This window comes from Agrococcus beijingensis, assembly GCF_030758955.1.
In the GTDB taxonomy this organism is placed as follows: Bacteria; Actinomycetota; Actinomycetes; order Actinomycetales; family Microbacteriaceae; genus Agrococcus; species Agrococcus beijingensis.
Window position 1 is genome coordinate 1,909,395 of sequence record NZ_CP132360.1, and the last position, 24,649, is coordinate 1,934,043.

Here is a 24,649-nt window from a genome sequence, read left to right on the forward strand (position 1 = left end):
CCGGTTGCAAGCCGTCGCACGCGAGCGGGATCAATCGTTGGCAAGTCGTGACAATCCCACCGACGCGCCCAGACGCATCCGCATAGCCTGGTGCGCATGACCGACGCCACGACGCAATCCGCAGCGCCCGCGACCACCACCGGTGACGAGTGGTGGCGCTCCGCAGTCATCTACCAGATCTACCCGCGCAGCTTCGCCGACGCCTCCGGCGACGGCATCGGCGACCTCGCCGGCATCGCCGCACGGCTGCCGCAGGTCGCCGAGCTGGGGGTCGACGCCATCTGGCTGAGCCCCTTCTACCGATCGCCGCAGAAGGACGCCGGCTACGACGTCAGCGACTACCGCGACGTCGACCCGATCTTCGGCACCCTCGACGACTTCGATCGGATGCTCGACAAGGCTCACGAGCTCGGCCTGCGGGTGATCGTCGACCTGGTGCCGAACCACTCCTCCGATCAGCACGCCTGGTTCCAGGAGGCGCTCGCCGCCGGGCCGGGCAGCCAGGCCCGCACCCGCTACATCTTCCGCGACGGCAAGGGCGTCGACGGCGAGCTGCCGCCGAACAACTGGCAGAGCGTCTTCGGCGGCCCGGCCTGGACCCGCGTGCCCGACGGCCAGTGGTACCTGCACCTGTTCGACGCCTCGCAGCCCGACTTCGACTGGGACAACCCCGAGGTGGGCGACATGTTCGTCGACGTGCTGCGCTTCTGGCTCGACCGCGGCGTCGACGGCTTCCGCGTCGACGTGGCGCACGGCAATGCCAAGGCGGCCGGGCTGCCGGACGTCGACGCCGAGATGGCCGAGGCCGGCTCGATGGAGTCGCCGTACTTCGGCCAGGAGCACGTGCACGAGATCTACCGCCGCTGGCACACCGTGCTCGAGGAGTACGAGGGCGACCGCGTGCTGTGCGCCGAGGCGTGGGTGAGCCCGCTCGAGAAGATGGCCCGGTTCGTGCGGCCCGACGAGATGCACCAGGCGTTCAACTTCGTCTACCTCGAGACGCCGTGGGACGCGAAGCGGCTGCGACCCGTGATCGACGAGTCGATCGAGGTCTTCGGCGCGGTCGGCGCTCCGCCGACCTGGGTGCTGTCGAACCACGACACGATCCGCCACCGCACCCGGCTGGCGCTCGTGCCGCCGCCGCCCCACGGCGCCGGCATCGGCCCCACGTCGATCTCCAAGGCCGACCCGGTCGTGTCGCTGCGCCGCGGCCGCGCCGCGACCGCGCTGATGCTGGCGCTGCCGGGCGGCGCCTACCTCTACCAGGGCGAGGAGCTCGGCCTGCCCGAGGTGACGGCGATCGACGCCCTGCAGCGCCAGGACCCGACCTTCGCACGCACGCAGGGCGAGCTGTGGGGGCGCGACGGCTGCCGCGTGCCGATCCCGTGGGAGGCCGACGCGCCCGCCTACGGCTTCAACGACTCCGGCGCCAGCTGGCTGCCGCAGCCCGCCGAGTGGGCGAGGCTCGCCCGCGACGCGCAGGAGGGCGTGGCCGGCTCGACGCTCGAGATGTACCGACGGGCGCTGGCCCTGCGCGAGCAGTTCGGCCTCGCGCGCGGCACCCTCGAGTGGCTCGACGTCGGCCCGACGGCGCTCGCCTTCCGCAACGGCGACGTCACCGTGGTGGCGAACCTCGGCCACGACGCGGTCGACGTGCCGCGCGGCGAGATCCTGCTGACGTCGTCGCCGCTCGACGCGGCGTCCCTGTCGGCCGACGACGTCGTCTGGGTGCGCACCGTCTAGCTCGTGCGGAACGGCGAAGGCCGCGCTCGTCCTCTCGGACGGTCGCGGCCTTCGCCGTCGCTGTCGTCGCCTAGCGGCGGTACTCCAGCTGCATCTCCCGCGTCTGCAGCCACACGGTCGCGTTGAACGAGATGTAGTCGCCGTTCTTCATCTCGAGGTGCAGGTGCGGGCCGGTCGAGCGGCCGGAGTTGCCGACCTGGCCGATGATCGTGGTGATGTCGACCACGTCGCCGACCTCGACCTGGATCGAGCCGGGCAACATGTGGCCGTACCAGGACTGGACGAACTGGCCGTCGACGTTGTGATCGATGAAGACCGAGTAGCCGCCACCGCCCGGGTTGTCGCCCTGGAAGACCGCCGAGACCACGCCGTTGGCGATCGGCCGGATGTCGGTGCCGACGCCGGGGGTGAAGTCGCTGCCGCCGTGGAAGCCGCCGGGCCGGTTGCCGAAGCCGCTCGACATGGGCACCTGGTCGAGGTTCGGGAAGGGCGTCTGCACGAAGCTGGTGCTGAGCATGCCCCACACCTGCGGGAAGGCCGGGTCGCCGCCGTACGACGTCCCGGGCGTCTCGCTGTCGGCGACGGCCTGGAACGCGGCGCGCTCGCCCTCCGACATGCGGGCGGCAGCCACCTGGTCGTTGACCGCGATGTCGTCGCGCGCGAAGTAGGTGGTTGCCTCGGCGTCGACACCCGCGAGCGTCTGCTCGCCCTCGTAGTGCATCTCGGCGACCTGCGGGTCGATGCCGGCGGGTGCCTGCACGGCCTGCGCCGGCAGCGAGGTGACGACGACGAGCGAGCCGATGAACAGCAGCGCGCCGCCGGCGGTGATCTTCTGCGCGATGCCGCGCGCGCTCGTGCGGCGCTTCGGCGGAGCGGTGATGGTCAACGGCTTGCGCACCACGCGCGGCGCCAGCGGGCGCACCGCGGGGCGGGCACCCGGCAGCCGGTCGCCGCCGTTGCCGAGCGACGGCGCATCGACGGTGATGATGGGCGCAGTGAACGTCGACTGCGCCATCGTCACCGGCAGCTCACGGGCGGCCTGGGTGGCCGCGTCGCGCATCGCGCGGCGCGTCGTGTACAGCGGGGCGGAGCCCTCGACGACCGTGACGCGCGCTGCCGCGCGGGCCTCGCTGTTGGTCTGCGCGATCGCCTCGGCGGCGCGCTCGCGATCGCGCATCGCACGGCGCGTCGATGGCGCAGGGGCCCGGTTCGCAGCCGTCGAGGGTCGCGCGGCGTCCACGGGAGACGAGCCGGGGGCTCGTCGGGTGGGGTGCGTCACGCTCAAGGATTCCTATTGATCTGCGGTCTGGGCGCCGCGGCGCTGATCTTCAGCCGGCGGCACTGCCGAGATCGATGAAAGCATGAACCGGCAGTCAGGAGCAACGGCACGCTGGGGCAGCGCTCGGTGTTGGCTCGAAGTCTCCAATATAACGGCTGGGTAACGGCGTGACAAGGCTCAGACCTCGCCGATGGGCATCGGCGAGAGCAGCTCGAGCAGGTCGTCGGCCAGCGCCGGGTGAGCCGCGAGCAGGAATCCGGAGCCCGCGGGCGCGCCCTGCCAGCCGCGCACGGCACCGCCCGCCTCCTCGACGATCAGCGCGCCAGCAGCCAGATCCCACGGCTGCAGGCCCACTTCGTAGTAGGCGTTCAGCCTGCCCGCGGCGACGCTCGCGAGATCGAGCGCTGCGCTGCCGATGCGGCGGATGTCACGGACCGAGCCGATCAGGTGCTGCACGATCGCGGCCTGCCGCTGCCGCCGCTGCGCGTCGTACCCGAATCCCGTGCCCACGAGCGCGGTCGCGGGCGGCACCGCATCCGCCACCCGGATCGGACGGCCGTCGAGCCGCGCGCCCTCGCCCCGGAGCGCGTCGAAGCGCTCCCCCGTCGCCGCGTTGACGACCACGCCGGAGAGCGCGTGCCAGGTGGCCGGATCGGGGTCGCCCTCGACCAGCGCGATCGACACGGCGTAGGCGGGGATGTCGTAGAAGTAGTTGACGGTGCCGTCGATGGGGTCGATCACCCAGGTGAGGCCAGAGGTGCCGGCGACGCTGGTGCCCTCCTCGCCGAGGATGCCGTCGTCGGGGCGGGCGGCGCGGATGCGGTCGACCACCAGGCGCTCGACGTCGCGATCGGCCTGGGTGACGATGTCGACGAGGCTCGACTTGCTCGCCGCCACCTCGACGCCTGCCCGGCGCCGGGTGCGGGCGAGCGCTGCGGCCTCGAGGGCCAGACCGATGTTCAGCTCGTGGAGCTCGCGCATGCGTCGAACCTACCCGGCCCGGCGCCGCCCCGCCGGAGTCGTCGGGCCGGCTGTGGGCCATGTATGCTGGACGGCGGCCGTGACCGGCCACGGCGAGTTACCCAAGCGGCCAAAGGGATCTGACTGTAAATCAGACTGCTCAGCATTCGGGGGTTCGAATCCCTCACTCGCCACGCTTGTGATGAGTCGCGACATAGGTCTCACCTGAGTCGACCCCACGGCGGCGCGGCAGGCGCCCCACAAGCTCGATACGGGGGCCTGCGGCCGCCTACTCGACCTTGACCCCTCCGCACGCAACGTCGCGCTGCGACATTGCGTGCTGCGGCGTCAAGGCTGCAGCACCACCTTGATGCAGCCGTCCTCCTTCTTCTGGAAGGTCTCGTACATCTCGGGCGCGCGATCGAGCGGCACGCGGTGGGTCACGAGGTCCTCGACGCCGAGCGGGTCTGCAGGGTCCTCGACGAGCGGCAGCAGCGCATCCCGCCAGGTCTGCACGTTGCACTGCCCCATGCGGATCGAGATCTGCTTGTCGAACAGGGTCATCATCGGCATCGGGTCGGCGGTGCCGACGTAGACGCCGCTGAGCGAGACGGTGCCGCCGCGCCGCACGGCATCGAACGACGCCATCAGCGCCGCGAGCCGGTCGAGGCCCGCCTCCTGCATGAGCGGCCGGGCCGCGGCATCGGGCAGCAGGCCGATCGCGTGCTGCGCGAGGGCCGCCGCGCCCGAGCCGTGCGCCTCCATGCCGACGGCGTCGACGATCGCGTCGGGGCCGCGGCCGTCGGTGAGGTCGCGGAGCGCGGTCACCGGGTCGTCGAGGTCGAGCGCCTCGACGCCGTGGCGCTCGGCCATCGCGCGGCGCTCCGGCACCGGGTCGACGGCGATCACGCGGTGCCCGAGGTGGCGGCCGATGCGCGCCGCGAACTGTCCCACCGGGCCGAGCCCCATGACGCCGAGGGTGCTGCCGGGCAGCAGGTCGGCGTAGGCGACGCCCTGCCAGGCGGTCGGCAGGATGTCGCTCAGGAACAGGTAGCGGTCGTCGGGCAGCGCGTCGCCCACCTTCGTCGCGTTGAAGTCGGCGAGCGGCACGCGCAGGCGCTCGGCCTGCCCGCCCGGCACGGAGCCGTAGAGCGAGGTGTAGCCGTAGAGCGTCGCACCGGTGCCCTGATCGCGGTTCTGCGTGGTCTCGCACTGCGTCGTGAGGCCCCTGGCGCACATGAAGCAGTGGCCGCAGGCGATCACGAAGGGGATGACGACGCGGTCGCCGGGCGCGATGGCGGTGACCTCCGAGCCGACCTGCTCGACCACGCCCATCGTCTCGTGGCCGAGCACGTCGCCCTTGCTCAGGAACGGCGCGAACAGCTCGTAGAGGTGCAGGTCGGAGCCGCAGATCGCCGTCGACGTCACGCGGATGATGGCGTCGGTCGGCTCCTGCAGCACAGGGTCCGGCACCTCCTCCACCGAGACCTTGCGCTTTCCCTGCCAGGTGAGTGCTCGCATGGCGACGACCGTACGCCGGTGGGGTACACGCCGATATCGGCCGACTCCCAGGGTTCGGGGTCGGCGACCGCGCGGAGCGGGTGCCGGGCCGCGACCGACGGATGCGCTCCCACCGGTGGTGCGGAGCGCATCCGTCGTCGTGCGGTCGGTCGGCGCTGGTCGGTCGGCGCTGGTCGGTCGGCGCTGGTCAGTCGGTGTCGCGCCTGCGCGCCTCGTCCGAGCCGGCGGCTGCCGCCTGCACCTGCTCGAGCTCGCCCGCCGGGTCGTGCACCTTGCCGATCAGCGACTCGCCGATCGCGACCCGGTCGAGGTCGTCGTCGCCGGGCACGACGTCGCCGCGCAGGCTGCGCCCCGCGGTCTCGTTGAAGGTCAGGATCGCGACCAGCCCGATGATGCCGGCGACGGTCATGTAGAAGCCGGGCACGAGCGTCGAGCCGGTGCTCTGGATGAGCGCCTCGTTGATGAGCCCGGCGGGGCCGCCCAGCAGCGAGGTGGCGACGTTGTAGCCGAGCGCGAAGCCCGCGTAGCGCACCGTGGTCGGGAACAGCGCCGGCAGCGTCGCCGAGATGTTGCACAGCAGCATCACGAGGAAGAGGCCGAAGATCGCCAGTCCCAGCACCTGCAGCACGATGTTGCCGGTGTTGAGCAGCATGATCGCCGGCACCGAGAAGAGCGTGAAGCCGATCGCCGCCGTCAGCAGCACCGGCCGCCTGCCGATGCGGTCGGTGAGGGCTCCCAGCGGGATGATCACCGCCATCATCACCAGCTGCACGCCCACGAGCATGAGGCCCGACTGCGTCGCGTCCATGTCGAGGGAGGTGGTGAGGAAGGTGGGCATGTAGGTGAGCACGAGGTAGAACGCGGTGTTGATCAGGATCGTGATGCCCATGATCTTCAGCAGCTGCTTCGGCTGCTTCGTCACCACGTCGCGCAGCACCTGCCACGCGCTCGTGCGGGTGTCCTGCGCCTTCGCCTCGGTGAAGGTCTCGGAGTCGTGCAGGTTGCGGCGCATGAGCAGCGCGACGATGCCGAGCGGCAGCGTGAGCAGGAACGGCAGGCGCCACCAGCCCGCGGCCATGCCCTCCGGTCCGACGATGAGCTCGAGCCCCGTGACCAGGATCGCGGCCATCGAGAAGCCGAGCAGGGTGCCGAACTCGAGGAACGAGCCCCAGAAGCCGCGCCGGTCGTCCGGCGCGTGCTCGGCCATGTAGACGGCGGCGCCGGCGTACTCGCCGCCGGCCGAGAAGCCCTGGATGATGCGCAGCAGGAACAGCAGGATGGGCGCGAGCCAGCCGACCGTGTCGAAGGTCGGCAGCAGGCCGATCGCCGCGGTCGCGAGCGAGATCATCAGGATGGTGAAGACGAGCACCTTCTGGCGCCCGATGCGGTCGCCGAGCGGGCCGAGCACCGCGCCGCCGATGGGGCGGATGAGGAACGAGACGGCGAAGCCGAACAGCGTCCAGAGGATCGCGTTCTCCGAGCCGCCGAAGATCTGCTGCGAGAGGTGGACGGCCAGGTAGCCGTAGATGCCGTAGTCGAACCACTCGATGGCGTTGCCCGCCATCGCGCCGAGCACCGACTTCTTGACGGTCTTGCGCTGGATGGGCGAGAGGTCGAGCTCACGCGTGATGGGGGGCGGCTCGGTGGGCGGGTGGCCCTGTGCTGTCTGCTCGGTCATGGCCGTATCTCTCCTTGAGGGGTCGGATCGTGCTTGGTGGTGCAGGGTAGGTGCGGTGCAGGGTGGGTGCTGGGCGGTGGATCAGGGCTCGGCGAGCGCCAGGAGCAGGCGCGCGTAGGCGCGCGCGGCGGTCGCGAGGTCGGCGATGCGCACCCGCTCGTCGGGCTGGTGGGCCTGGCCGGTGATGTCGCCCGGGCCGAGGATGACGGTCGGGCAGCCGTGGTGCTGGGCGATGAAGCCGCCCTCGCAGGCGGCCGTCCAGGCCTCGACGGGCGCGCTCGCGCCCTCGGCGACGAGCGCGTCGACGGCGCAGACCACGAGCGGATGCGTCGTGGCCGTCTCGAAGCCCGGCATCTCCATCAGCAGGGAGGCCGCAGCGAGGCAGCCGGTGCCGTCCGTCGCGCGGGCGATCCCCGCCTCGAGCTGCGCGAGCGCGGCGGCGCCCGTCTCGCCGGGCATGAGCCGACGGTCGATGAGCAGGGTGCACGCGTCGGGGACGATCGACGTGCCGTGGCCGCCCTCGATGCGCCCGACGCTCCACGTGGCCGAGCCAAGCAGCCCGCCCGCGTGGCGACGCATCCGCTCGTGGTCGTCGGCGACCCAGGCGGCGATGCGGGCCGCGGCGGTGATGGCGTTCGCGCCGTCCTCGGGGCGGCCGGCGTGGGCTGCGCGCCCGCGCACGTCGACGCGCAGGTTCGCGGCGCCGCGGCAGGCGACGACCACGGCGAGGTCGGTCGGCTCGGCGACGATGCAGGCCCGGTAGGGCGCCGGCGGCTGCTCCAGGTGCGCGACGATGCCGGTGGCGAGATCCTCCTCGTCGACGGTGACGAGCAGCTCGAGGGGCAGGTCGGGCCGCACCCGGTGCACGGCGGCCATCGCCTGCAGCGCCGCGGCGAGCCCGCCCTTCATGTCGGCGGCGCCGCGACCGGTCAGCCAGCCCTGCTCGACCCGGGGGTTGAAGGGGTCGGCGCTCCACCCGGTGCCCGCGGGCACCACGTCGGAGTGCCCCAGCACGAGGATGCCCGGGGTGCGGACGTCGGCGTCCGGGCCGAAGCGGATCGACACGTTGGGGCGCCCCGGCGCGACGAGCGTGCGGCGGCTGCGGCCGCCCAGGCGCGAGGCGATCGACTCGAGCACCCGCACGGCGACGAGCTCGGTGCCGCCCGGGTTCTCGCTCGCGGCGAGGATCAGCGAGGAGGCGTCGGCGACGATCGTCGCCTCGTCGACGAGCGCGAGTGCCGCCGCGACGTCTGCCGCGTCGGGAGCGGGTCGGGCAGCGGTCACGCGGCCCCCACGACGATCAGCTCGCGCGGCGCCGAGGTGAGCAGCTCGACGCCCGTGGCGGTGATCGCCACCGACTCGCTCAGCTCGCAGCCGTACCCGTCCATCCACATGCCAGCGATGATGTGCAGGCACATGCCGGGCTCGATGACGGTCAGGTCGTCCTCGCGGATCGACACGGTGCGCTCGCCCCAGTCGGGCGGGTAGCCGATGCCGATCGAGTAGCCCAGGCGCGAGGGCTTCTCGATGGCGTGCTGCGCGAGGTGCTCGCGCCAGATGCCGTGCACGTCGGCGACCACGCGGCCGGGTCGCATGCCGTCGAGCACCGCCTGCAGGCCCTCGGCGGCGATGTCGGCGAGGCCCGCCAGGCGCGCCTCGGGGCGGCCGAGCGACACGGTGCGCGCCAGCGGCGCGTGATAGCGACGGTGGGTGCCGGCGAGCTCGATCGAGACCGCCTCGCCCGCCTCGACCCGGCGTGCGCTGAACGTCAGGTGCGGGGTGTCGGCCGACTCGCCCGTCGGCAGCATCGGCACGATCGCCGGGTAGTCGCCCTCGGCCCCGTCGACGCCGGTGGTCTGCGCGTACTGGATCGCCGCGGCGACGTCGTTGAGCCGCACGCCCTCGCTGAGCGCGTCGATGCCGGCCTGCATCGCGGCGCTCGCGATGCGGCCCGCGGAGCGCATCAGCGCGAGCTCGTGCTCGCTCTTCACCAGCCGCACCCAGTTGACGAGGTCGTGCGCGTCGATCAGCTGCCACTCGGGCAGGCCGCGCTCGAGCGCGTGGAAGGCGCCGACGGTGAGGAAGTGCGCCTCGGCCTCGTAGCCGATGCGGCCGCGCTGCGCGAAGCCGTGCTCGCGCAGCTGCTGCGCCGCCCCGTCGTAGGGGTGCACGTCGCGCTGGTGCACGAGCGACTCGGGGTAGCCGAGGATGCGCTCCGGCGGGGTCTGCGCGGTGCGGTGCGCGCCGCCCGCGTCCATCGCGCGCATGATGAGCAGGGGCTCGCCCACCAGCGGCACGAACAGCAGCTGCGGCATGTAGAACGACCAGGCGTCGTAGCCCGTCAGGTAGTGGAGGTTGGCCGGGTCGACCACCACCAGCCCGTCGAGCCCGGAGCGCTGCATGCGCGCACGGGTGCGGGCGAGCCGCTCGTCGTGCTCTTCGCGGGTCGGGTGCACGCAGCCTCCTCGTTCGGTGCCGACCACCCTATGCGCCGTGCCCAGGGAGGCCGATCCGAGCGGCACCGCGCGCCTACCCCTGCAGGGGCACGAACGCGTACCTGCCGCGATCCGTGCGCACGTGCGGTGAGCCGTCGCGCAGGTCGACGACCTGCATCAGCCCGACGATCGGCGCGACCATCCGGCCGCCCTCCGCCAGCTGCGCGACGAGGGCATCCGGCATCCGCCCGAAGTCGGCCGAGACGAGGATGCGGTCCCACGGCCCCTCGTCCGGAAGGCCGAGGAGGCCCGGGGTCGCCTGCCGCACCCGCGCATCCGCTCCCTGCGCCTCGAGGTTGGCGTTGGCGAAGTCGACCAGCTCCGGCACGATCTCGACGCCGACGGCCGCGGCGCCGAGCGCCTCGAGGATCGCGGTGGTCCAGCCGGAGCCTGCCCCGACGTCGAGCACGCGGTGCCCCGGCCGCGCGTCGAGCAGCTCGAGCATGCGCGCGACCGTCGAGGGCTGCGAGTTCGTGGCGTCGAAGCCGATCCCGACCGGCCGGTCGACGGGGGCGAGATGCCGCACGACGGGCGGCAGGAAGCGCTCGCGGGGGGCCGCCACCATGGCCTCGCGCACGCGCCGCGATGTCTCCGCCTCGACTCGCAGCCCCTCCATGCCCGGCAGGCTACTCGCGGCCGTGCGGGCACGAAAGAGCGGTGCGGACTGGCACATCGGCGCTTGCTCTATCGCAAGTGATGGTGAAGGCGCCTGGTCGGTCCGCACCGCTGGTCTTGGCCGCGACTGTACGCCTGCCGCCCAGCGGACGCAACGTTCGGCGGCGCGCCTGTGGAGCGTCGGCGGGCGTGAGCGTCGCGGCATTCCTCGTCCGCCGGTCGCGGACAGGCCTCAGTTCGAGCGCCACCCCCGTGGACCACGGGAGCCGGCCCGGTACTCCTGCATGGGCACCGCATCCGCCCGCCACGCCGCCAGCACCGGCTCGACGATGCGCCAGCACTCCTCGGCGGCGTCGCCACGCACGGCCAGGCGCGGGTCGGCGTCGAGGATGGCGCCCAGCACCTCGCCGTAGGGCAGCAGCGCTCCGCCGCCCAGCTCGCCGCGGAGCACCGTCTGCTCCATCGTGAACGGATCGCCCTTGCCGTTGGTCGTCAGGTGCAGCTCGAAGCCGTCGGGCTTGAAGTCGATCACGAAGCGGTCGGGGGTGTCGCGGCCCGCGAGCCCGCGCGGCACGTGCGCGGGCTGCTTCCAGTGCACGATCGCGCGCTTGCGCACGCCTTCGAGCGACTTGCCCGACCGCAGGATGAACGGCACGCCCGCCCATCGCGAGGTGGCGATCTCGACCTGCACCTCGGCCAGCGTCTCGGTGCCGCGCGCGGCATCGACGCCCGCCTCGGCCACGTAGTCGGGCACGTCGCGCCCCTCGACGCTCCCGGCCGTGTAGCGGGCCCGTCGCGAGTGGCGCTCGACATCGACGACGGTCGCCGCGCGCAGCACCTGGCCGACGGCGTCGCGCAGGTCGCGGGCATCGACGCTCGCGATCGGCTCGATCGCGATGAGGGCCATGATCTGCAGCAGGTGCGACTGGATCATGTCGCGCAGCGCGCCGTTGCGGTCGTAGTAGCCGGCGCGGCCCTCGAGCGTCACCGTCTCGTCGTAGAGGATCTCGACGCGCTCGATGCTGTCGCGATCCCAGGTGCGCTCGAGCAGGCGGTTGGCGAAGCGCAGGCCGAGGAGGTTGAGCACGGTGTGCAGGCCGAGGAAGTGGTCGATGCGGAAGACCCGCTCCTCCGGCACGATGCGCGTGACCAGGGCGTTCAGCCGGCGCGCCGACTCGAGGCTGTCGCCGAACGGCTTCTCGATCGCGAGGATCGTGCCGTCGGGCACGCCGACCTGCTCGAGCGTGCCGCAGACCAGCTCGGTCACGTGCGGCGGCAGCGCGAAGTAGATCACGAGCCGCTCGGCGTCGATCGAGCCGAGCAGGGCGCGGAGCGCCTCCGGATCGGTGGCGTCGGAGGCGACGTAGCGCGTCGAGGCGAGCGCGGCCTCGGTGCCGGCGTGCAGCACGCCGTCGAGCTGCAGCGCGGTGCGCACGCGCAGCTGCCACTCGTCGGCCGTCAGCTCGCGCAGATCGGCGCCGACGATCGAGACGCGGCGCGAGGGCTGGTCGCGCAGCAGCGTCGCGATGCCCGGCAGCAGCAGTCGGCTGGTGAGGTCGCCGGAGGCGCCGAGGATGAGCAGGGTGGTGGTCGGCGTGGTGGCCATGGCCCGATCCAAGCACGCTCGTGCGGGCGGCGGCTGGGCTGTCAGCTCGCCCGGATCACCAGATGATGCCGCCGCCGTTGGAGATGCCCCAGAAGGTCAGGGCCACGAACACAAGCGCGAGCACGGCAGGGGCGACGCCCTTCCCGCCGCTGTGCCGAGACTTGAGGAGCGCGATGATCGCCAGGATGCCCGCGATCACGGCACCGCCGCCGCCGAGGAAGAAGCCGATGAAGAACGGGATCGGCATGAGGATCAGGCCGCCGAGGCCGATCCAGAAGGCCCACCATGCCCAGGCGTTGGAGCGTTTGGTCTGCATGCATCCATCCTCTCGCGCGACGGCTCGGAGTAGTGCCCCATAAAGTGGTGTAGCCGCTCGGTGGCTGGCCTCAGCGTCTTGGACGTGGGCGCGGTCACCGTGGTGGTCCTTCGAGGAATCTCCTGCAACCCACTCGAAAGGACATCTCACGATGACCGCTCCTCATATTGTCGANGCTCGGAGAACGCCGGGAGGTCGCGGGCCCGAGGACCCGCGATCGCGGGCACTTGCTGGGCCGTTGCTCGGCTCTTGCTGGGGTCGAGCTCTTTGCCGTCCGCTGTAACGCTGTCACAATAGTCGTGCAGCGCCCCCGCCTGTCGTGACCAGGCGGGGGCGCGGCGTGTTCGCGGCGTGTTCCGGGTCGTGTTCCACAGCGCGGCAGGGAGTGGCAGGGTGGGCGCATGACGCGCGACCTCCACATCACCGGCGACGCCGACGCCGACCGCCTGCTCTCCGACGACGACTTCGCGCTGCTCACGGGCATGCTGCTCGACCAGCAGGTGCCGATGGAGACGGCGTTCGCGGGGCCCGCGAAGCTGCGCGAGCGGCTCGACGGCCTCGACGCATCCGCCATCGCCACGATGGATCCGGAGGCGTTCCAGGCGGCGTTCGCCGAGAAGCCGGCCGTGCACCGCTTCCCCGGCTCGATGGCGAAGCGCGTGCAGCAGCTGGCCGCGGTCGTCGCCGACGAGTGGGGCGGCGACGCCGGCGCGATCTGGCGGCAGGGCGACCCCGACGGGCCGGAGGTGCTGCGCCGGCTCGAGGCGCTGCCCGGCTTCGGCGCCCAGAAGGCGCGCATCTTCCTGGCGCTGCTCGGCAAGCGGGCCGGCTTCACGGGAGCGGGGTGGGTGGATGCGTCGGCCCCATACGGCGAGGAGGGCGCGAAGCGCTCGGTGGCCGACATCACCGACGCGGCGTCGCTCGCCGAGGTGCGCGCCACGAAGCAGGCGGCGAAGGGGGCCGCGAAGGGCTAGGACGGCTCGCCGCCGCGCGGGCGCTCTCCGCCGCGCAAGGCCTCGCCGCCTCGCAAGGCCTCGCCGCCGCGCAGGGCCTGCTGCAGGCGGGCGAGCGCGACAGCGGCGGCCTCGAGCGACGCGCGCTCGTCGGCGGGCAGCGCCTCGACGGCGCGCACGATGTCTGCCGTCCACGCCTCGGCGATCGCCTCGTGCTCGGCGGTGCCCGCCTCGGTGGCCCAGACGCGCACGACGCGGCGATCCTCGGCGCTGGTCTCGCGCGCCACGAGCCCGCGCTCGCTGAGCGCCCGCAGGGCGGCGCTGGTGTTCGACTGCTTGAGGCCGAGCACCCTGGCGAGCTCGCCGACGGTCGCGCCGGGGGAGTCGACGACCTGCTTCAGCAGCGCGATCTCGGTGGTGGGGATCGGCCCGACGTCGGCACGCTCGGGGGCATGGCGGTGGATGGCCCAGGCGATCTCGCGCAGCGTCATCGCGAGCTGCGGCGCGGCGGCGAGCGCCGGCGGCGCGCTCGCGTCTCCCGGGCTGCGCTTCATGTGCGTCAGTCTAGGTTTCGCGCTCGCGCCGCCGAGCCGGTCGATCAGTAGGGCTGGGCCAGGGTGTCGAGCACCAGGTTGGTCGCGGCGATGTTGTCGAAGCCGGGCTTCTTGCCCTTCTCCCACTCGGCGATCGCGAGGCACGTGTCGACGACCAGCTTGCAGCGCTCGTAGCGGCGCTCCGTGTAGGCGTCGAAGGCGGCCTCGAAGTCGTCGTTCTTCGCGAGCTCCTCGGCGAGCACGATGCCGTCCTCGATGGCCTGCGCGGCGCCCTGGCCGAGGTGCGGCGTGACGGTGTGCACGGCGTCGCCGATGAGCACCACGCGGCCGCGGTGCCACGGCGCGGGCGAGATGAGCGACTCCTCGGGGCGGATGACGATGTCGGCGCCCTCCTCGAGGAACTCGTCGCGGAACCGCCCCGTGAGGCCGTTGAACCCCTTGAGCTTCTCGACCAGCGCCGGGTAGACGTCGTCGCCCTTCGGGCGCTGGTCGCGCTCGACCTCGATGTTCAGGAAGAAGTAGGCGAGATCCTTGCCGATCGGCACGAAGCCGGCCATGCCGCCGGGGCCGGGCTGCAGCAGGATGCGGTCGATCTCGGGCAGGCGGGGCATGTTGACGCGGAAGGCGCTCTGGCCGATGTAGTACGGGCGCAGCTCCTCGTCGAGCACGTGGTTGCGCACCACCGAGCGCACGCCGTCGGCGCCGACGACCAGGTCGAATCGGCGCTCGCGGCCGTCGGAGGCGTGCACGGTGACGCCCGACGCACCCTGCTCGAGCGAGACGAAGTCGGTCGAGTAGACGATCTCGACGCCCACTTCGAGCGCCCTCGACGTCAGGATCTCGTGCAGGCGCGGCCGCGTGATGCCGTTCATCGCGGGGTAGTCGCCGCCCTCGATCTTCGTCGCCTTCATGTCGAACAGCAGGTTGCCGTCGACGTCGTACATCGAGCCCCACTCGGTGGCGCCGTAGCCGTCGGCCATGCAGGCCTCGGCGCAGCCGATCGCGTCGAGCGCGCGCATCGCATTGGCGGGCTGGATGATGCCCACGCCCCAGACGGAGGAGTGCACGTCGGCGTGCTTCTCGATGACGGTGACGTCGAAGCCGGCGTTCGCTCGGAGCGCGATGGCGGTGGCGAGCCCGCCGATGCCTCCGCCGACGACCAGGATGCTGCGGTTCATGGGGTGTCCCTCGCTCCGGCCCGCCGACGCACCCTTGCGCCGGACCAACGGGCCGTCGATCTACCAATCGACATATATATCTTCACATAGGGGTCGGATGCGGTGCGATGCTCTGCGTGCACCCTCAGGTTGCGCTCGGTGCATGACCGCAGCAGACGGTCGGCAGGTCTCGCGCCGGGGCTACGCTGGCGACGACCTGCGAGGGAGCCACGATGCGAGCGCTGATCCAGGATGGCTACGGGCCGCCCGAGGCCCTGCGCATGGGCGAGCGGCCCGTGCCCCAGCCCGGCGAGGGCCAGGTGCTCGTGCGCGTGCGGGCGGCGTCGCTCAACGGCTCGGATCGCGAGCACCTCGCGGGCCGGCCGCTCTACGCCCGCCTGGGCGGGCTGCGGCGCCCGCGCCATCCGGTGCCGGGCTCCGACGTGGCCGGCACGGTCGAGGCGGTCGGCGCCGGGGTCAGCGCCTTCGTGCCCGGCGACGAGGTGTTCGGCGAGCTCGAGGGCTACCGCGGGGCGCTGGCGGAGTACGCCGTGGCGTCCGCTCGGCTGCTCGCGCCGAAGCCACCAGCCCTCTCGTTCGTGCAGGCCGCGGCGATCCCGCAGGCCGGGTGCATCGCGCTGCGCGCCACCGCCGGGCTGCACGCGGGCGACCGTGTGCTCGTGAACGGCGCGGGCGGCTCCGGCGGCGCCTTCGTGCTGGCACTGGCTCGGCAGCTCGGCGCGCAGGTCACCGCCGTCGATCGCGCCGGCAAGGCGGCGCACATGGTCCGCGCCGGCGCGGACCGCACGGTCGACTTCGCCGCGCACGACTGGGCCGATGAGCGAGCGTCCTACGACCGCATCGTCGACCTGATCGGGCATCGCGGCCCGCAACGGGTGCATCGGACGCTGCGGCCCCAGGGCGCGTACCTCGTCGTGGGCGGCAGCACCGGGGTGCTGCTGGCGACCGCGATCGCCGGGCCCCTGCTCGGTCGGGCGACGGGCAAGCGCGTGCGGATGCTGGTGGTGCCGCAGTCGCGCACGCTGCTCGAGGAGGTCACTGCCATGCTCACCGTCGACGACGTCGACCGCGCCATCGACGGCGTGCACCCCTTCGACGAGGCGCCTGCGGCGCTCGCGCGGCTCGCGGCCGGAGACGCCCTCGGCAAGATCGTCGTCGAGATGCCCTGACGCTCGGGCAGCGGGGCGGCGGGGCAGGGGGGCAGCGGGGCGGCGGTCTGGCGGTGCAGCCTGAGCCGAGGGACCGACGCCGGCCCGTCGTCCGACGGGGGTCGGCTTCTCCACAGCGTTGGCCTTCATCGAAGCGCATGTCAGCGGCTCTCGATAGTCTGTTCCCAACAGACGTTCGAAGGCCGCCGATGCTCACGCCGACGCGGGCCGCGATGACGGGAGGCGATGGTGCCGACGATGGAGCAGGGCACGGTCGAGGCGGGCGATCCCGCGCTGACCGACCTTGTCCATGCGGTGCGATCGGCTCGATCGTTGCTGGGCCGTTCGTCATCGCTGTCCCTCGCGTCCGACGCAGTCGTGACCGAGCTGCTCGGCGGCGTCGCCGAGCTCTCCCGAGCCGTCGATGCGCTGCAGGTGCGCATCGCCGGCGAGGTCGCGGAGCGCTCGAGGGGTGCGGCCGAGCAGTCGCTGTGCAAGAAGCTCGGTGCGCGCAGCGCGAAGGAGGCGATCGCGACCGCGTTCGGGTCGCGCTCGCGGGCGGCGGCCGATCTGCTGCTGCTCGCGACCGCCACGGCGAGCGCTGTCGGCGTCTCCGGCACCCCGGTTCCGGCCCGCTTCCCGCAGGTGGGAGTCGCGCTCGACGAGGGTGCGCTGTCGCTACCCCAGGCGCTGTCGATCGTGCGGGTGCTCGAACCGGCGGCGCCGCGCGCCGCCGCCGACGAGCTGACCTGGGCAGAGGGGGCGCTCGTCGATGCGGCGGTCGACGCCGAGTGGCCGCTCGGGCCCGAGCTGCTGACGGAGCAGGGCCGCCTCTATGCCGCGATCCTCGACCCCGACGGGATCCTGCCCGACGCCGAGCGGCAGCGGACGCTGCGCTCGGCCTCCATCCACAGGCGGCGCGACGGCATGTGGCGCACCGAGATCATCAGTCCCGCCGAGGAGGGCTCGGCCCTCAAGGCACTGCTGGATGCGTTCACAGGGCCGCGCGTGGAGGTGCGCTTCCGTGACGACATCGATCCCGCCGCGTCAGGCGTGCGCGAGGGGACCGACGGCAGCGAAGCCCATTGTGGCGACGGCCGCGACGGCCGCGACGGTGACGACGGGGGCTCGGGTGGCGACGGCGGGACGCCGGTGATTGAAGCGCATGACGAGCGCACGCTCGAGCAGAAGCGCCACGACGTGCTTGTCGGGATCCTCCGCGAGGCGGCCGGGACCCGCGCGCCGAAGGCGGGCGGGGAGCCGCCGGTGCTCGTGCTCAGCGGCACCATCGCGGCCTACCAGGTCTACCTGCAGGGCATCCGCCACACCGCCGGCTACCTCACCGTCGAGCACACCGGCGACCTGCTGCCGATGGCGTGGGTCGACCGCCTCGTGTGCGACGGAGACGTGCAGCTCTCCATCGCCGATGAGCATCACCACACGCTGGTCCTGGGTCGCACCGAACGGCTGTTCACGCGAGCGCAACGACGTGCGCTCGCGCGGCGCGACCGGGGTTGCGCGGTCAAGGGGTGCGGGGCCCCGCCGGCGTGGTGCGAGGCGCACCACATCGTCGCCTGGCAGGCCGGCGGCGCCACCGACCTCGACAATGGGATCCTGCTGTGCTCGCACCACCATCACGAGGTGCACGCCGGCAGGCTGCGGGTCGAGCCCACCGGCCGCGGGCCGGGCAGCTGGCGCATCGTCGCCCGGCTGGCGCCGGTGCGCCTCTCCCGCATGGCACTGCTGCCGCAGCCCGACCCCGCTGATGCCGCAGCATCGCTGGCGCGACCTGTCGACGACTCGGGCGAGCCAGCGGGCGGCAAGCCCGCGGGCCGCACGAGCGACAGCATGGCCGCGGGTCGCACGAGCGACAGCATGGCCGCGGGTCGCACGAGCGACAGCATGGCCGCGGGTCGCACGAGCGACAGCATGGCCGCGGTCTCCGCGCCCGATCTCGCGGTCCGTGTCCCCGAGCGACCACCGTCNTCTCCGCGCCCGATCTCGCGGTCCGTGTCCCCGAGCGACCACCGTCAGCGAGTCGACGCTTGGATCGGCCGAGGCGGGTCGAACCGGCCATCGTCGATCAGCGCCGACAGCGCCGGCGGCGTCGGCGGCGCGATCCGTCCGCGGTCGAGTCGCGCCTGCATGCTGGGCTCGATGCGCGAGCGGCGGCAGCCAGCGGGGCGGCGTGCCCGGCAAGAGCCGATCTCCGGTTCCCGCACATGCGTCTCCGCAGATGATGGACGGACGAGCGGTCGTCGGCCGAGCGGTTGCCGGGCATGCGGTCAGAGCAGACGACACCGGCACGGCACCGGCGGCGGCGAGCTCAGTCGGCGAGCACTGCGACCAGGTCGGCGTGCACGAGCGCGCCGCCGTCGAGCTGCGCAGCGACCACCTGTCTCGCCGGGCGCGACGACGCATCCGGGAACATCGCGAGCCACTCGCGGTTGAGCGCGTCGCGGTCGCGGTAGTCGGCGAGCCAGAAGGTGAGCTTGAGGATGTTGTCGGTCGAGCCGCCGGCGGCGGTCATGAGCGCCCGGATGTGGCCGAAGACGACGGCCATCTGGGCGTCGAGCCCCTCCGCCATCGCGCCGGTCTGCGGGTCGCGACCGGTCAGCACCCCGGAGGAGAGGTGCTGCCCGATGCGGCTCGCCGCGGGGATCGGGTTCTCGTGCGAGAAGCCGGGGATGTGGATGCTGACGCGGCGGGCCATGCGGCTATCGTGCCGCAGGCTCGGAGTCTCGCCCGCGCAGCTGCGTGGGAGCGGGCTCGGCGACCACGGTGTTCTCGATGGCGCCGAGTCCTTCGATCTCGGCACGGACCACGTCGCCGACCTTGAGGAACCTGCCGGTCGGCGCGCCGATCCCCGCTGGCGTGCCGGTGGCGAGGATGTCGCCCGGCTGCAGCGTCATCACCTGCGACAGGTAGGCGATCTGCTCGTAGATGTCGTAGATCATGTCGTTGGTCTGGAAGTCCTGCCGCACCTCGCCGTTGACGGTGAGCCGCATGCGCAGGTCGAGGGGATCGGCGATCTCGTCGTCGGTCGTCAGCCATGGACCGATGGGCCCGTGCGTGTCGAACGACTTGCCGAGCGTGAACGTGGGGGAGCGCTTCTGGAGCCAGTCGCGCACCGACACGTCGTTCGCCACCAGGTAGCCGGCGATCACCGAGCGGGCGTCCTCCACCGAGACGTGCCGGCAGGCCCGGCCGATCACGACGGCCAGCTCGATCTCGTAGTCGAGCGCATCCGACACGATCGGCTTGTGGATGTCGTCGTGCGGGCCGACGATGCAGGAGACCTGCTTGTTGAACCACAGCTGGCTGGTCGGCGTGGGGATGCCCGCAGCCGCGGCCTCCTCGGCGTGCTCCTTGTAGTTCATGCCGATGCCGAGGTACTTCTGCGGGTCGTCGATCGGCGCCTCGAGGTGCACGTCGACCAGCGCGTGGGTCGCCCCGGTCGCGCCCTCGATCGCGGGCCGCAGCTCGGCCAGTCGGGGCAGGATCGCCTTGAGCGAGGTGCCGACGCCGGGCACGTCGCTGACGTCCACGAGCGTGTCGCCGTCGACGCGGCCGATGCGGATGCCACCGTCGCCGGCGCGGAACCTGGCGAGCCTCATGCGCGGGCCCCCTTGGCCTGCTCCGAGGGCAGCGTGCCCCATGCCTGCTCGCCCGCGGGCGTCATCTGGAACGACAGGAAGCGCCAGCCGAGCGCCGCGTCGTCGGCGCGCACGAGCACCTGGGTGGCGACGCCGCCCAGCGTGCGCTCGCCGCCCTCCTTGGTGCGCAGGCGGTTGACGAGCTCGCCGGTCATGATCGCTACGTCGCCGACGAGGCGGATCGTGAGCTCGCCGCGGCTGGTGCCCAGGTAGGGCCGCCGCATCGCGACGTGCTCGAGCAGCTGCTGCTTGGTGTGCGACAGGCCCGGCGCGTGGATGTGCACGAGCGACGCGTCGAACAGGTCGTCCAGCGTGTCGAGGTCGCCCTCGAGCAGCGCCTGCAGGCGGCGCTCCTCGACGGCGCGCAGCGCGGCTGCGGTGGCCTCGTCGGCCACGACGACGGATGCGGTGGTCGCCATGGTCACGACGCAGCGCTCTCGCTGGCGACTTCCCAGGTGCGGAAGCCGGTCGCCTCGATCTGGTCGACGCCGGGTCGGGGCTGGCCGACGAGGCGGTGGTAGCCGGAGAAGATCTCGTCGGCCTCGGCGAGCGGCAGCACCTGCTCGATGTCGCAGAAGGGCTTGCCGTCGGTGCGCTCGGCGACCATGCGGCGGATCACCTCGTATCCCTCGCCGCGCATCGACATGATGATGCGGTTCACCGGCACCCGACGGGCCTCGTCGTAGGCGACGAACGCGTCGTGCGGGTCGTCGTGGGCGGCGAGCTGCTCGGCGACGACGCGGGCATCGAGGAAGGCCTGGCAGACGCCGTTGCCGCCGCGCGGGTACATCGCGTGCGCCGCGTCGCCGAGCAGCACCACGCGCCCGTCGACCCAGTCGTCGAGCGGCTCGTGGCGGATGAGGGGGAAGAGGTAGACCTCGCGAGCGTCGCGCATGAGCTGCTGCACGTCGACGAAGTCGATGTCCACCGTCTCGTAGAGCGGCACGATGTCGTCCACCGACCCGAGCTGGTTCCAGTCCTCGATGGTCTCCTCCGCCTCGACCTCGACGACCCAGTTGATGAGCTGCTTGCCGGTGCCCTCGAAGTCGTCGGCGATCGGGTAGACGATCATCGTCGAGATGCGCGGGTCGCCGATGTGCAGGATCGTGTGGCCGTCGCGGATCGGCTCGCGCAGCGTCGTGCCGCGGTACATCGTGATGCCCGAGTAGACCGGCTCCGACTGGTTCGGGTGCATCTGCCGGCGCACGGGCGACTTGATGCCGTCCGCGGCGATGGCGGCGTCGTGGCGCACCTGCGAGGTCGACCCGTCGCGGTGCTCGATGTCGAGCGTGACGCCCGCGTCGTCCTGCGCGTAGCCGACGACGCGGGCGCCGAGCACGACCGAGTCGGCGCCGAGGCGCTCGAGCACGGTGCGGTAGAAGAGCATCTGCAGCGAGCCGCGGTGCACGAAGCGCTGCTCGTGCTCGTAGCCCATGTGCACGCCGCACTTCTCGGCGTAGATCTCCTGGCCGTAGTGGTTGAAGAAGATCGAGTCGACCGCATCGACCGACATCGCGCGGAACTCCTCGAGCAGTCCCAGCTCCTCGATCTCCTTGACGCCGTAGACCTTGATGTCGACGCCGACGCCGAGCGGCTTGAGCTCGGGGACCGACTCGTAGATGACCGGGCTGAAGCCTTGGGCGTGCAGCCGCAGCGCGGTGACGAGGCCCCCGGGGCCTGCGCCGATGATGGCGATGTCGAGCATGGTGCTCCTCTCGTGGTGCGCGCATCCTCGCGCGCACGGCGTGGTTCGGATGAGGTGGATGGGTTCCGACGGTCAGACGACGTCGGCGGTCTGGGTGGCGAACAGGTCGGCGAGGAACTGGCTGGTGGCCTGCCATGCCCGCTCGGAGGCTCGCGCGCTGTACGCGACGCCCGGCGGCATGCCGGGCAGGTCGCTCTTCGGATTCGTGAACGCGTGCTCGACGCCGCTGTAGAGGTCGAGCTCCCACTCGATGCCGGCGGCGTCGAGGTCGTCGAGCAGCGCCTCGCGCTGCCCGCGCGTGGCCATGGGGTCTGCCGAGCCGGTGCAGATGAGCGCGCTCGCGCCCCGGGTGGGAGCCGACCAGTCGCGGTCGAGCAGGTCGAGGCCGCCGTGGATGCTGACCGCGCCGAGCACATCGCCGCCGGTGCGCACGTACTCGAGCGCGCCGGCACCGCCGAAGCAGTACCCGATCGCGACGATGCGCGCCGGGTCGACCTCGGGCTGCGCGGCCGCGACCGTGTGCGCGGCCGCGACCCGACCCATCCACTCGCCTCTGTCTGCGGCCATCGCGCCGATCAGCGGCCCGATCTCGGCGCCGCCCCCAGGCGTTCGGCGGTCGCCCCAGATGTCGGCGGCGAAGACCGCGAAGCCGAGCGAGGCGTATCGCCGGGCCTGCGCGATCAGGTGCTCGCCGATGCCGAACGCGTCGTGCAGCAGCAGCACCGTGGGCAGCCCGGCCTGGTGCCCGGCGGTCGTCTCCGGTGCGACGAGCAGCCCCAGCATGCGGGTGCCGTCGTGGATGTGCTCGATGTCGCGAGCGATCAGCGCAGCCATGGCGCACCTTCCGGGGGCGTGGACGGGAGGGCATCCCGTCGCCCCGTCAGGCGGGGCGCGAGTGCTTGAACCAGTCGGTGATGAAGTTCAGGAAGATCTTGACCCGCTCCGGGGTGGCGTCGCCCGGCGCGTGCACCGCGTAGAGCGAGCGCGTCGGCGGCGGCAGGTCGGGCAGCACCTCGACCACCTCGTCGACCCGCTCCGAGTGCTGCACCAGCGTGCGCGGCACGTGCCCGATGCCGCAGCCCAGCTCGATCATCTGCTCGATGATCGAGTAGGCGTTCGCGGTCACCGCGGGGTTCTGCACCCGCAGCCGGGTGGCATCGTCGCCCTCGCCCAGATGCCACACCGGGTCGCCCGTGTGCGTCAGCAGGTCGTGCTCGCCGAGGTCGCCCGGCGACTCCGGCGTTCCCCGCAGCGCCAGGTAGTCCTGCGACGCGGCCAGCATGAACGGCAGGTCGGTGATGCGCCGCACCTTCACCCGCGAATCGGCGGGGTGCCGCGCGTGGAAGGCGATGTCGAAGCCCTGATCGAGGAAGTCGTGCAGGCGATCCGAGATGCCGCCCAGCTGCAGCCGCACCCTGATGCCCGGGTGCTCGTGCCGGAACGCGCCGATCGCGAGGCCCAGCTCCTGCAGGCCGATCCACTTCGGGCTGATGATCGACAGCCGGCCCTCGGCCGACGCCTTGGTCTGCGTGAGCTGGGCATCCTGATCCTCGATCTCCACGAGGATGCGCTCGGCGAACTCCGCGTACTGCGTGCCGTCGGGCGTCAGGCTCACCGAGCGGGCCGTGCGGTTCACGAGCCGCACCCCGAGCTGGCTCTCCAGGTCGGCCACGTGCCGCGAGACCAGCGAGGGCGAGATGTTCAGCTCTGCCGCCGCCGCGCTGAACGAGGGCGCATGAGCGACCGAGACCAGTGTGCGCATGACGGCGAACCGATCCACGATCGCGCCCCTCCAGGTCGTCCAGCGTGCGCCGGGGACGCTCGGCGGCGTCGGCGCACTGCTTCGAAGCGTACTGCTGCACGAGGTCCCCTCCCGGCTCGGCGTCGATGCCGGTCGGTGCCGGCGGATGCGTCGTCAGGCTAACCGCGCGGGTGCCGTCGGGAGCCTGCGGACGGTGCAACCTGATCGTGCATCCGATCGACTGCCTCGGCGCCCTGGGCCGCCCTACTGTGACGAGCATGACCGTCGTCGACATCAACATCCATCACCTGCCCGAGGACCTCTTCTCGAACGAGAAGATCCTGAACGGGTTCCTCAACAGCGCGCCCCGGGGGTTCGGTGAGATCGCGACCGTCAAGACGATGGAGTCGGGCAAGCGACAGCTGATCCTCGAGAAGCCGGCCGGGTTCCAGAACCTCAACTACGTCGAGGGCGACTACTCGGCCGAGGCGAAGCTCGCGGCGATGGACGAGGCCGGCGTCGACTACGGCATCATGCGCGTGCCCGTCTGGCAGGAGTGGCTCGACCTCGAGACCTGCCGGGCCGTCAACGACAACGCCGCCGAGATCGTCAAGCGCTCCGGCGGGCGCCTCTTCTCGACGGCCTGCGTGCCGCCGTGGGGCGGCAAGGAGAACGTCGACGAGCTGAAGCGCTGCCTCGACGAGGGCGCGGTGGGCGTGCAGCTCGCCTGCCACTACGGCCAGCTGTACCTCGACGACGCGGCCTTCCGCCCCTACCTCGAGGTGCTCAACGAGCTGAACGTGCCGGTGATCGTGCACCACACGCCGCTGCCGGTGGAGTGGAAGTCGGTCATCGACTACACGAACCTGCGCCGCGAGTACGGCCGCATCGTCGACCAGGCGACCGCCGTCGGCCGCGAGCTCTTCTCGGGCATGTTCGACGAGCTGCCCAACCTGCGGTTCATCCACACGATGCTCGGCGGCAACTGGTTCTCGAACACCGCGCTGCTGACTCCCCACGCTCCCAGCAAGCAGGAGGCGATGCAGCGGCTCGACGCCACCGGCGGCGAGAAGATCGAGCGCTACCTGCGCGAGAACATCTTCTTCGACCTGACGCACCCGCACTCGTGGGGCAAGACGCAGATCGAGGCGGCGCTCAAGATCAACGGTGCCGACCACTACATGTTCGGCTCGTCGTTCCCGGTGTTCTACAGCTGGATGAGCCAGGGCGTCGAGTTCATGAAGCACGAGATCGAGATCTCCGACGCTGACCGTGAGGCCGTGATGTCCGGCAACGCGAAGCGGATGTTCAACCTCCCCATCTAGCAGTCACTGCAGCAGGCCCTCCGAGAGCAGACCTGTTGCACCGCGGCACACTCGCTGTACAGTGTGCAAACTGAACTGTCGCGGAGCAAAGCGCAGCACCCCGAACTGCAGCACCCCGAACTGCAGAACCCGGTGCGGCGCCGCCAGCCCGATCACGACAGCCCACGCGCAACGGA

General features: G+C 72.0%; 21 protein-coding genes, 1 tRNA gene and 1 pseudogene. 6 read left to right on the plus strand and 17 right to left on the minus strand.

Going from position 1 to position 24,649, the window contains the following annotated elements:
* Positions 1 to 96 precede the first annotated feature (96 nt).
* Positions 97 to 1,743 (plus strand): glycoside hydrolase family 13 protein, encoded by a 1,647-nt coding sequence (locus tag Q9250_RS09210; RefSeq protein WP_306231574.1) that lies wholly within the window; start codon positions 97 to 99, stop codon positions 1,741 to 1,743.
* 70 nt (positions 1,744 to 1,813) lie between these two features.
* Here Q9250_RS09210 and Q9250_RS09215 read toward each other — a convergent pair whose 3' ends face one another.
* Together Q9250_RS09215 and Q9250_RS09220 are read right to left on the minus strand one after the other, a co-directional pair.
* Positions 1,814 to 2,920, minus strand: coding sequence for a M23 family metallopeptidase (locus Q9250_RS09215; protein ID WP_306231575.1), 1,107 nt, complete (start codon positions 2,918 to 2,920; stop codon positions 1,814 to 1,816).
* A gap of 279 nt (positions 2,921 to 3,199) precedes the next feature.
* Positions 3,200 to 4,003, minus strand: coding sequence for an inositol monophosphatase family protein (locus tag Q9250_RS09220; protein WP_306231576.1), 804 nt, complete (start codon positions 4,001 to 4,003; stop codon positions 3,200 to 3,202).
* A gap of 91 nt (positions 4,004 to 4,094) precedes the next feature.
* Between Q9250_RS09220 and Q9250_RS09225 the strand changes: the two genes are divergently transcribed.
* A tRNA-Tyr gene (locus Q9250_RS09225) sits at positions 4,095 to 4,176 on the plus strand.
* Positions 4,177 to 4,330: 154 nt separating this feature from the next.
* On the opposite strand, the gene Q9250_RS09230 is transcribed toward Q9250_RS09225, so the two are convergent.
* The 7 genes from Q9250_RS09230 to Q9250_RS09260 all read right to left on the minus strand — a co-directional run bounded on the left by Q9250_RS09230 (position 4,331) and on the right by Q9250_RS09260 (position 12,213).
* Positions 4,331 to 5,503, minus strand: a complete 1,173-nt coding sequence (locus tag Q9250_RS09230) for a zinc-dependent alcohol dehydrogenase (protein WP_306231577.1) — start codon at positions 5,501 to 5,503, stop codon at positions 4,331 to 4,333.
* Between the two features lie 187 nt (positions 5,504 to 5,690).
* The gene (locus Q9250_RS09235) at positions 5,691 to 7,181 is read right to left on the minus strand and encodes an MFS transporter (protein ID WP_306231578.1); all 1,491 of its coding nucleotides are present in this window, start codon (positions 7,179 to 7,181) and stop codon (positions 5,691 to 5,693) included.
* Positions 7,182 to 7,262: 81 nt separating this feature from the next.
* On the minus strand, positions 7,263 to 8,465 hold the full coding sequence (locus Q9250_RS09240) for a M20 family metallopeptidase (RefSeq protein WP_306231579.1): 1,203 nt from the start codon (positions 8,463 to 8,465) through the stop codon (positions 7,263 to 7,265).
* A complete protein-coding gene (locus Q9250_RS09245; protein ID WP_306231580.1) occupies positions 8,462 to 9,637 on the minus strand; it encodes a M24 family metallopeptidase in 1,176 nt (391 codons plus the stop codon). Before Q9250_RS09245 ends, Q9250_RS09240 begins: the two co-directional genes overlap by 4 nt.
* A gap of 73 nt (positions 9,638 to 9,710) precedes the next feature.
* Positions 9,711 to 10,292, minus strand: a complete 582-nt coding sequence (locus Q9250_RS09250; RefSeq protein ID WP_306231581.1) for a protein-L-isoaspartate O-methyltransferase family protein — start codon at positions 10,290 to 10,292, stop codon at positions 9,711 to 9,713.
* A gap of 231 nt (positions 10,293 to 10,523) precedes the next feature.
* Positions 10,524 to 11,897, minus strand: a complete 1,374-nt coding sequence (locus Q9250_RS09255) for a glucose-6-phosphate dehydrogenase (protein ID WP_306231582.1) — start codon at positions 11,895 to 11,897, stop codon at positions 10,524 to 10,526.
* A 55-nt stretch (positions 11,898 to 11,952) separates the two neighbouring features.
* The gene (locus Q9250_RS09260; protein WP_306231583.1) at positions 11,953 to 12,213 is read right to left on the minus strand and encodes a hypothetical protein; all 261 of its coding nucleotides are present in this window, start codon (positions 12,211 to 12,213) and stop codon (positions 11,953 to 11,955) included.
* A 401-nt stretch (positions 12,214 to 12,614) separates the two neighbouring features.
* On the opposite strand from Q9250_RS09260, the gene Q9250_RS09265 reads away from it, so the two are divergent.
* On the plus strand, positions 12,615 to 13,187 hold the full coding sequence (locus tag Q9250_RS09265) for an HhH-GPD-type base excision DNA repair protein (RefSeq protein ID WP_306231584.1): 573 nt from the start codon (positions 12,615 to 12,617) through the stop codon (positions 13,185 to 13,187).
* On the opposite strand, the gene Q9250_RS09270 is transcribed toward Q9250_RS09265, so the two are convergent.
* Together Q9250_RS09270 and Q9250_RS09275 are read right to left on the minus strand one after the other, a co-directional pair.
* Complete coding sequence (locus Q9250_RS09270) at positions 13,184 to 13,720, minus strand: MarR family winged helix-turn-helix transcriptional regulator (protein WP_306231585.1); 537 nt, start codon at positions 13,718 to 13,720, stop codon at positions 13,184 to 13,186. The two genes, Q9250_RS09265 and Q9250_RS09270, sit on opposite strands and share 4 nt — an antisense overlap.
* A 44-nt stretch (positions 13,721 to 13,764) precedes the next feature.
* Positions 13,765 to 14,898, minus strand: a complete 1,134-nt coding sequence (locus Q9250_RS09275) for an FAD-dependent oxidoreductase (protein ID WP_306231586.1) — start codon at positions 14,896 to 14,898, stop codon at positions 13,765 to 13,767.
* 212 nt (positions 14,899 to 15,110) lie between these two features.
* Between Q9250_RS09275 and Q9250_RS09280 the strand changes: the two genes are divergently transcribed.
* A complete protein-coding gene (locus tag Q9250_RS09280; RefSeq protein ID WP_306231588.1) occupies positions 15,111 to 16,067 on the plus strand; it encodes an NAD(P)-dependent alcohol dehydrogenase in 957 nt (318 codons plus the stop codon).
* A gap of 1,350 nt (positions 16,068 to 17,417) precedes the next feature.
* A pseudogene (locus Q9250_RS09285) lies at positions 17,418 to 17,687 on the plus strand (HNH endonuclease); the annotation flags it as partial.
* A 685-nt stretch (positions 17,688 to 18,372) separates the two neighbouring features.
* On the opposite strand, the gene Q9250_RS09290 reads toward Q9250_RS09285, so the two are convergent.
* The 6 genes from Q9250_RS09290 to Q9250_RS09315 form a co-directional block, all read right to left on the minus strand.
* Positions 18,373 to 18,759: a RidA family protein gene (locus Q9250_RS09290; protein ID WP_306231589.1), complete on the minus strand. Its 387-nt coding sequence runs from the start codon at positions 18,757 to 18,759 to the stop codon at positions 18,373 to 18,375.
* Positions 18,760 to 18,763: 4 nt separating this feature from the next.
* Complete coding sequence (locus tag Q9250_RS09295) at positions 18,764 to 19,663, minus strand: fumarylacetoacetate hydrolase family protein (RefSeq protein ID WP_306231590.1); 900 nt, start codon at positions 19,661 to 19,663, stop codon at positions 18,764 to 18,766.
* Positions 19,660 to 20,121 (minus strand): DUF4440 domain-containing protein, encoded by a 462-nt coding sequence (locus tag Q9250_RS09300; protein WP_306233971.1) that lies wholly within the window; start codon positions 20,119 to 20,121, stop codon positions 19,660 to 19,662. The genes Q9250_RS09295 and Q9250_RS09300 overlap by 4 nt, the downstream gene beginning before the upstream one ends.
* Positions 20,122 to 20,123: 2 nt before the next feature.
* The gene (locus tag Q9250_RS09305) at positions 20,124 to 21,407 is read right to left on the minus strand and encodes an FAD-dependent monooxygenase (protein ID WP_306231592.1); all 1,284 of its coding nucleotides are present in this window, start codon (positions 21,405 to 21,407) and stop codon (positions 20,124 to 20,126) included.
* A 72-nt stretch (positions 21,408 to 21,479) separates the two neighbouring features.
* Positions 21,480 to 22,241, minus strand: a complete 762-nt coding sequence (locus tag Q9250_RS09310) for a dienelactone hydrolase family protein (RefSeq protein WP_306231593.1) — start codon at positions 22,239 to 22,241, stop codon at positions 21,480 to 21,482.
* 46 nt (positions 22,242 to 22,287) lie between these two features.
* On the minus strand, positions 22,288 to 23,187 hold the full coding sequence (locus Q9250_RS09315) for a LysR family transcriptional regulator (protein WP_306231594.1): 900 nt from the start codon (positions 23,185 to 23,187) through the stop codon (positions 22,288 to 22,290).
* Positions 23,188 to 23,426: 239 nt separating this feature from the next.
* Here Q9250_RS09315 and Q9250_RS09320 point away from each other — a divergent pair, with 239 nt between their 5' ends.
* Positions 23,427 to 24,473, plus strand: coding sequence for an amidohydrolase family protein (locus Q9250_RS09320; RefSeq protein WP_306231595.1), 1,047 nt, complete (start codon positions 23,427 to 23,429; stop codon positions 24,471 to 24,473).
* The last annotated feature ends 176 nt before the right edge of the window (positions 24,474 to 24,649 follow it).

What these genes read in the sequence shown, in the direction of transcription:
- Q9250_RS09210 (WP_306231574.1), top strand. Translation starts at nt 97, where the DNA reads ATGACCGACGCCACGACGCAATCCGCAGCGCCCGCGACCACCACCGGT.
- Q9250_RS09215 (WP_306231575.1), bottom strand. Translation starts at nt 2,920, where the DNA reads ATGCGCGATCGCGAGCGCGCCGCCGAGGCGATCGCGCAGACCAACAGC.
- Q9250_RS09220 (WP_306231576.1), bottom strand. Translation starts at nt 4,003, where the DNA reads ATGCGCGAGCTCCACGAGCTGAACATCGGTCTGGCCCTCGAGGCCGCA.
- Q9250_RS09230 (WP_306231577.1), bottom strand. Translation starts at nt 5,503, where the DNA reads ATGCGAGCACTCACCTGGCAGGGAAAGCGCAAGGTCTCGGTGGAGGAG.
- Q9250_RS09235 (WP_306231578.1), bottom strand. Translation starts at nt 7,181, where the DNA reads ATGACCGAGCAGACAGCACAGGGCCACCCGCCCACCGAGCCGCCCCCC.
- Q9250_RS09250 (WP_306231581.1), bottom strand. Translation starts at nt 10,292, where the DNA reads ATGGAGGGGCTGCGAGTCGAGGCGGAGACATCGCGGCGCGTGCGCGAG.
- Q9250_RS09255 (WP_306231582.1), bottom strand. Translation starts at nt 11,897, where the DNA reads ATGGCCACCACGCCGACCACCACCCTGCTCATCCTCGGCGCCTCCGGC.
- Q9250_RS09260 (WP_306231583.1), bottom strand. Translation starts at nt 12,213, where the DNA reads ATGCAGACCAAACGCTCCAACGCCTGGGCATGGTGGGCCTTCTGGATC.
- Q9250_RS09265 (WP_306231584.1), top strand. Translation starts at nt 12,615, where the DNA reads ATGACGCGCGACCTCCACATCACCGGCGACGCCGACGCCGACCGCCTG.
- Q9250_RS09270 (WP_306231585.1), bottom strand. Translation starts at nt 13,720, where the DNA reads ATGAAGCGCAGCCCGGGAGACGCGAGCGCGCCGCCGGCGCTCGCCGCC.
- Q9250_RS09275 (WP_306231586.1), bottom strand. Translation starts at nt 14,898, where the DNA reads ATGAACCGCAGCATCCTGGTCGTCGGCGGAGGCATCGGCGGGCTCGCC.
- Q9250_RS09280 (WP_306231588.1), top strand. Translation starts at nt 15,111, where the DNA reads ATGCGAGCGCTGATCCAGGATGGCTACGGGCCGCCCGAGGCCCTGCGC.
- Q9250_RS09290 (WP_306231589.1), bottom strand. Translation starts at nt 18,759, where the DNA reads ATGGCCCGCCGCGTCAGCATCCACATCCCCGGCTTCTCGCACGAGAAC.
- Q9250_RS09295 (WP_306231590.1), bottom strand. Translation starts at nt 19,663, where the DNA reads ATGAGGCTCGCCAGGTTCCGCGCCGGCGACGGTGGCATCCGCATCGGC.
- Q9250_RS09300 (WP_306233971.1), bottom strand. Translation starts at nt 20,121, where the DNA reads ATGGCGACCACCGCATCCGTCGTCGTGGCCGACGAGGCCACCGCAGCC.
- Q9250_RS09305 (WP_306231592.1), bottom strand. Translation starts at nt 21,407, where the DNA reads ATGCTCGACATCGCCATCATCGGCGCAGGCCCCGGGGGCCTCGTCACC.
- Q9250_RS09310 (WP_306231593.1), bottom strand. Translation starts at nt 22,241, where the DNA reads ATGGCTGCGCTGATCGCTCGCGACATCGAGCACATCCACGACGGCACC.
- Q9250_RS09320 (WP_306231595.1), top strand. Translation starts at nt 23,427, where the DNA reads ATGACCGTCGTCGACATCAACATCCATCACCTGCCCGAGGACCTCTTC.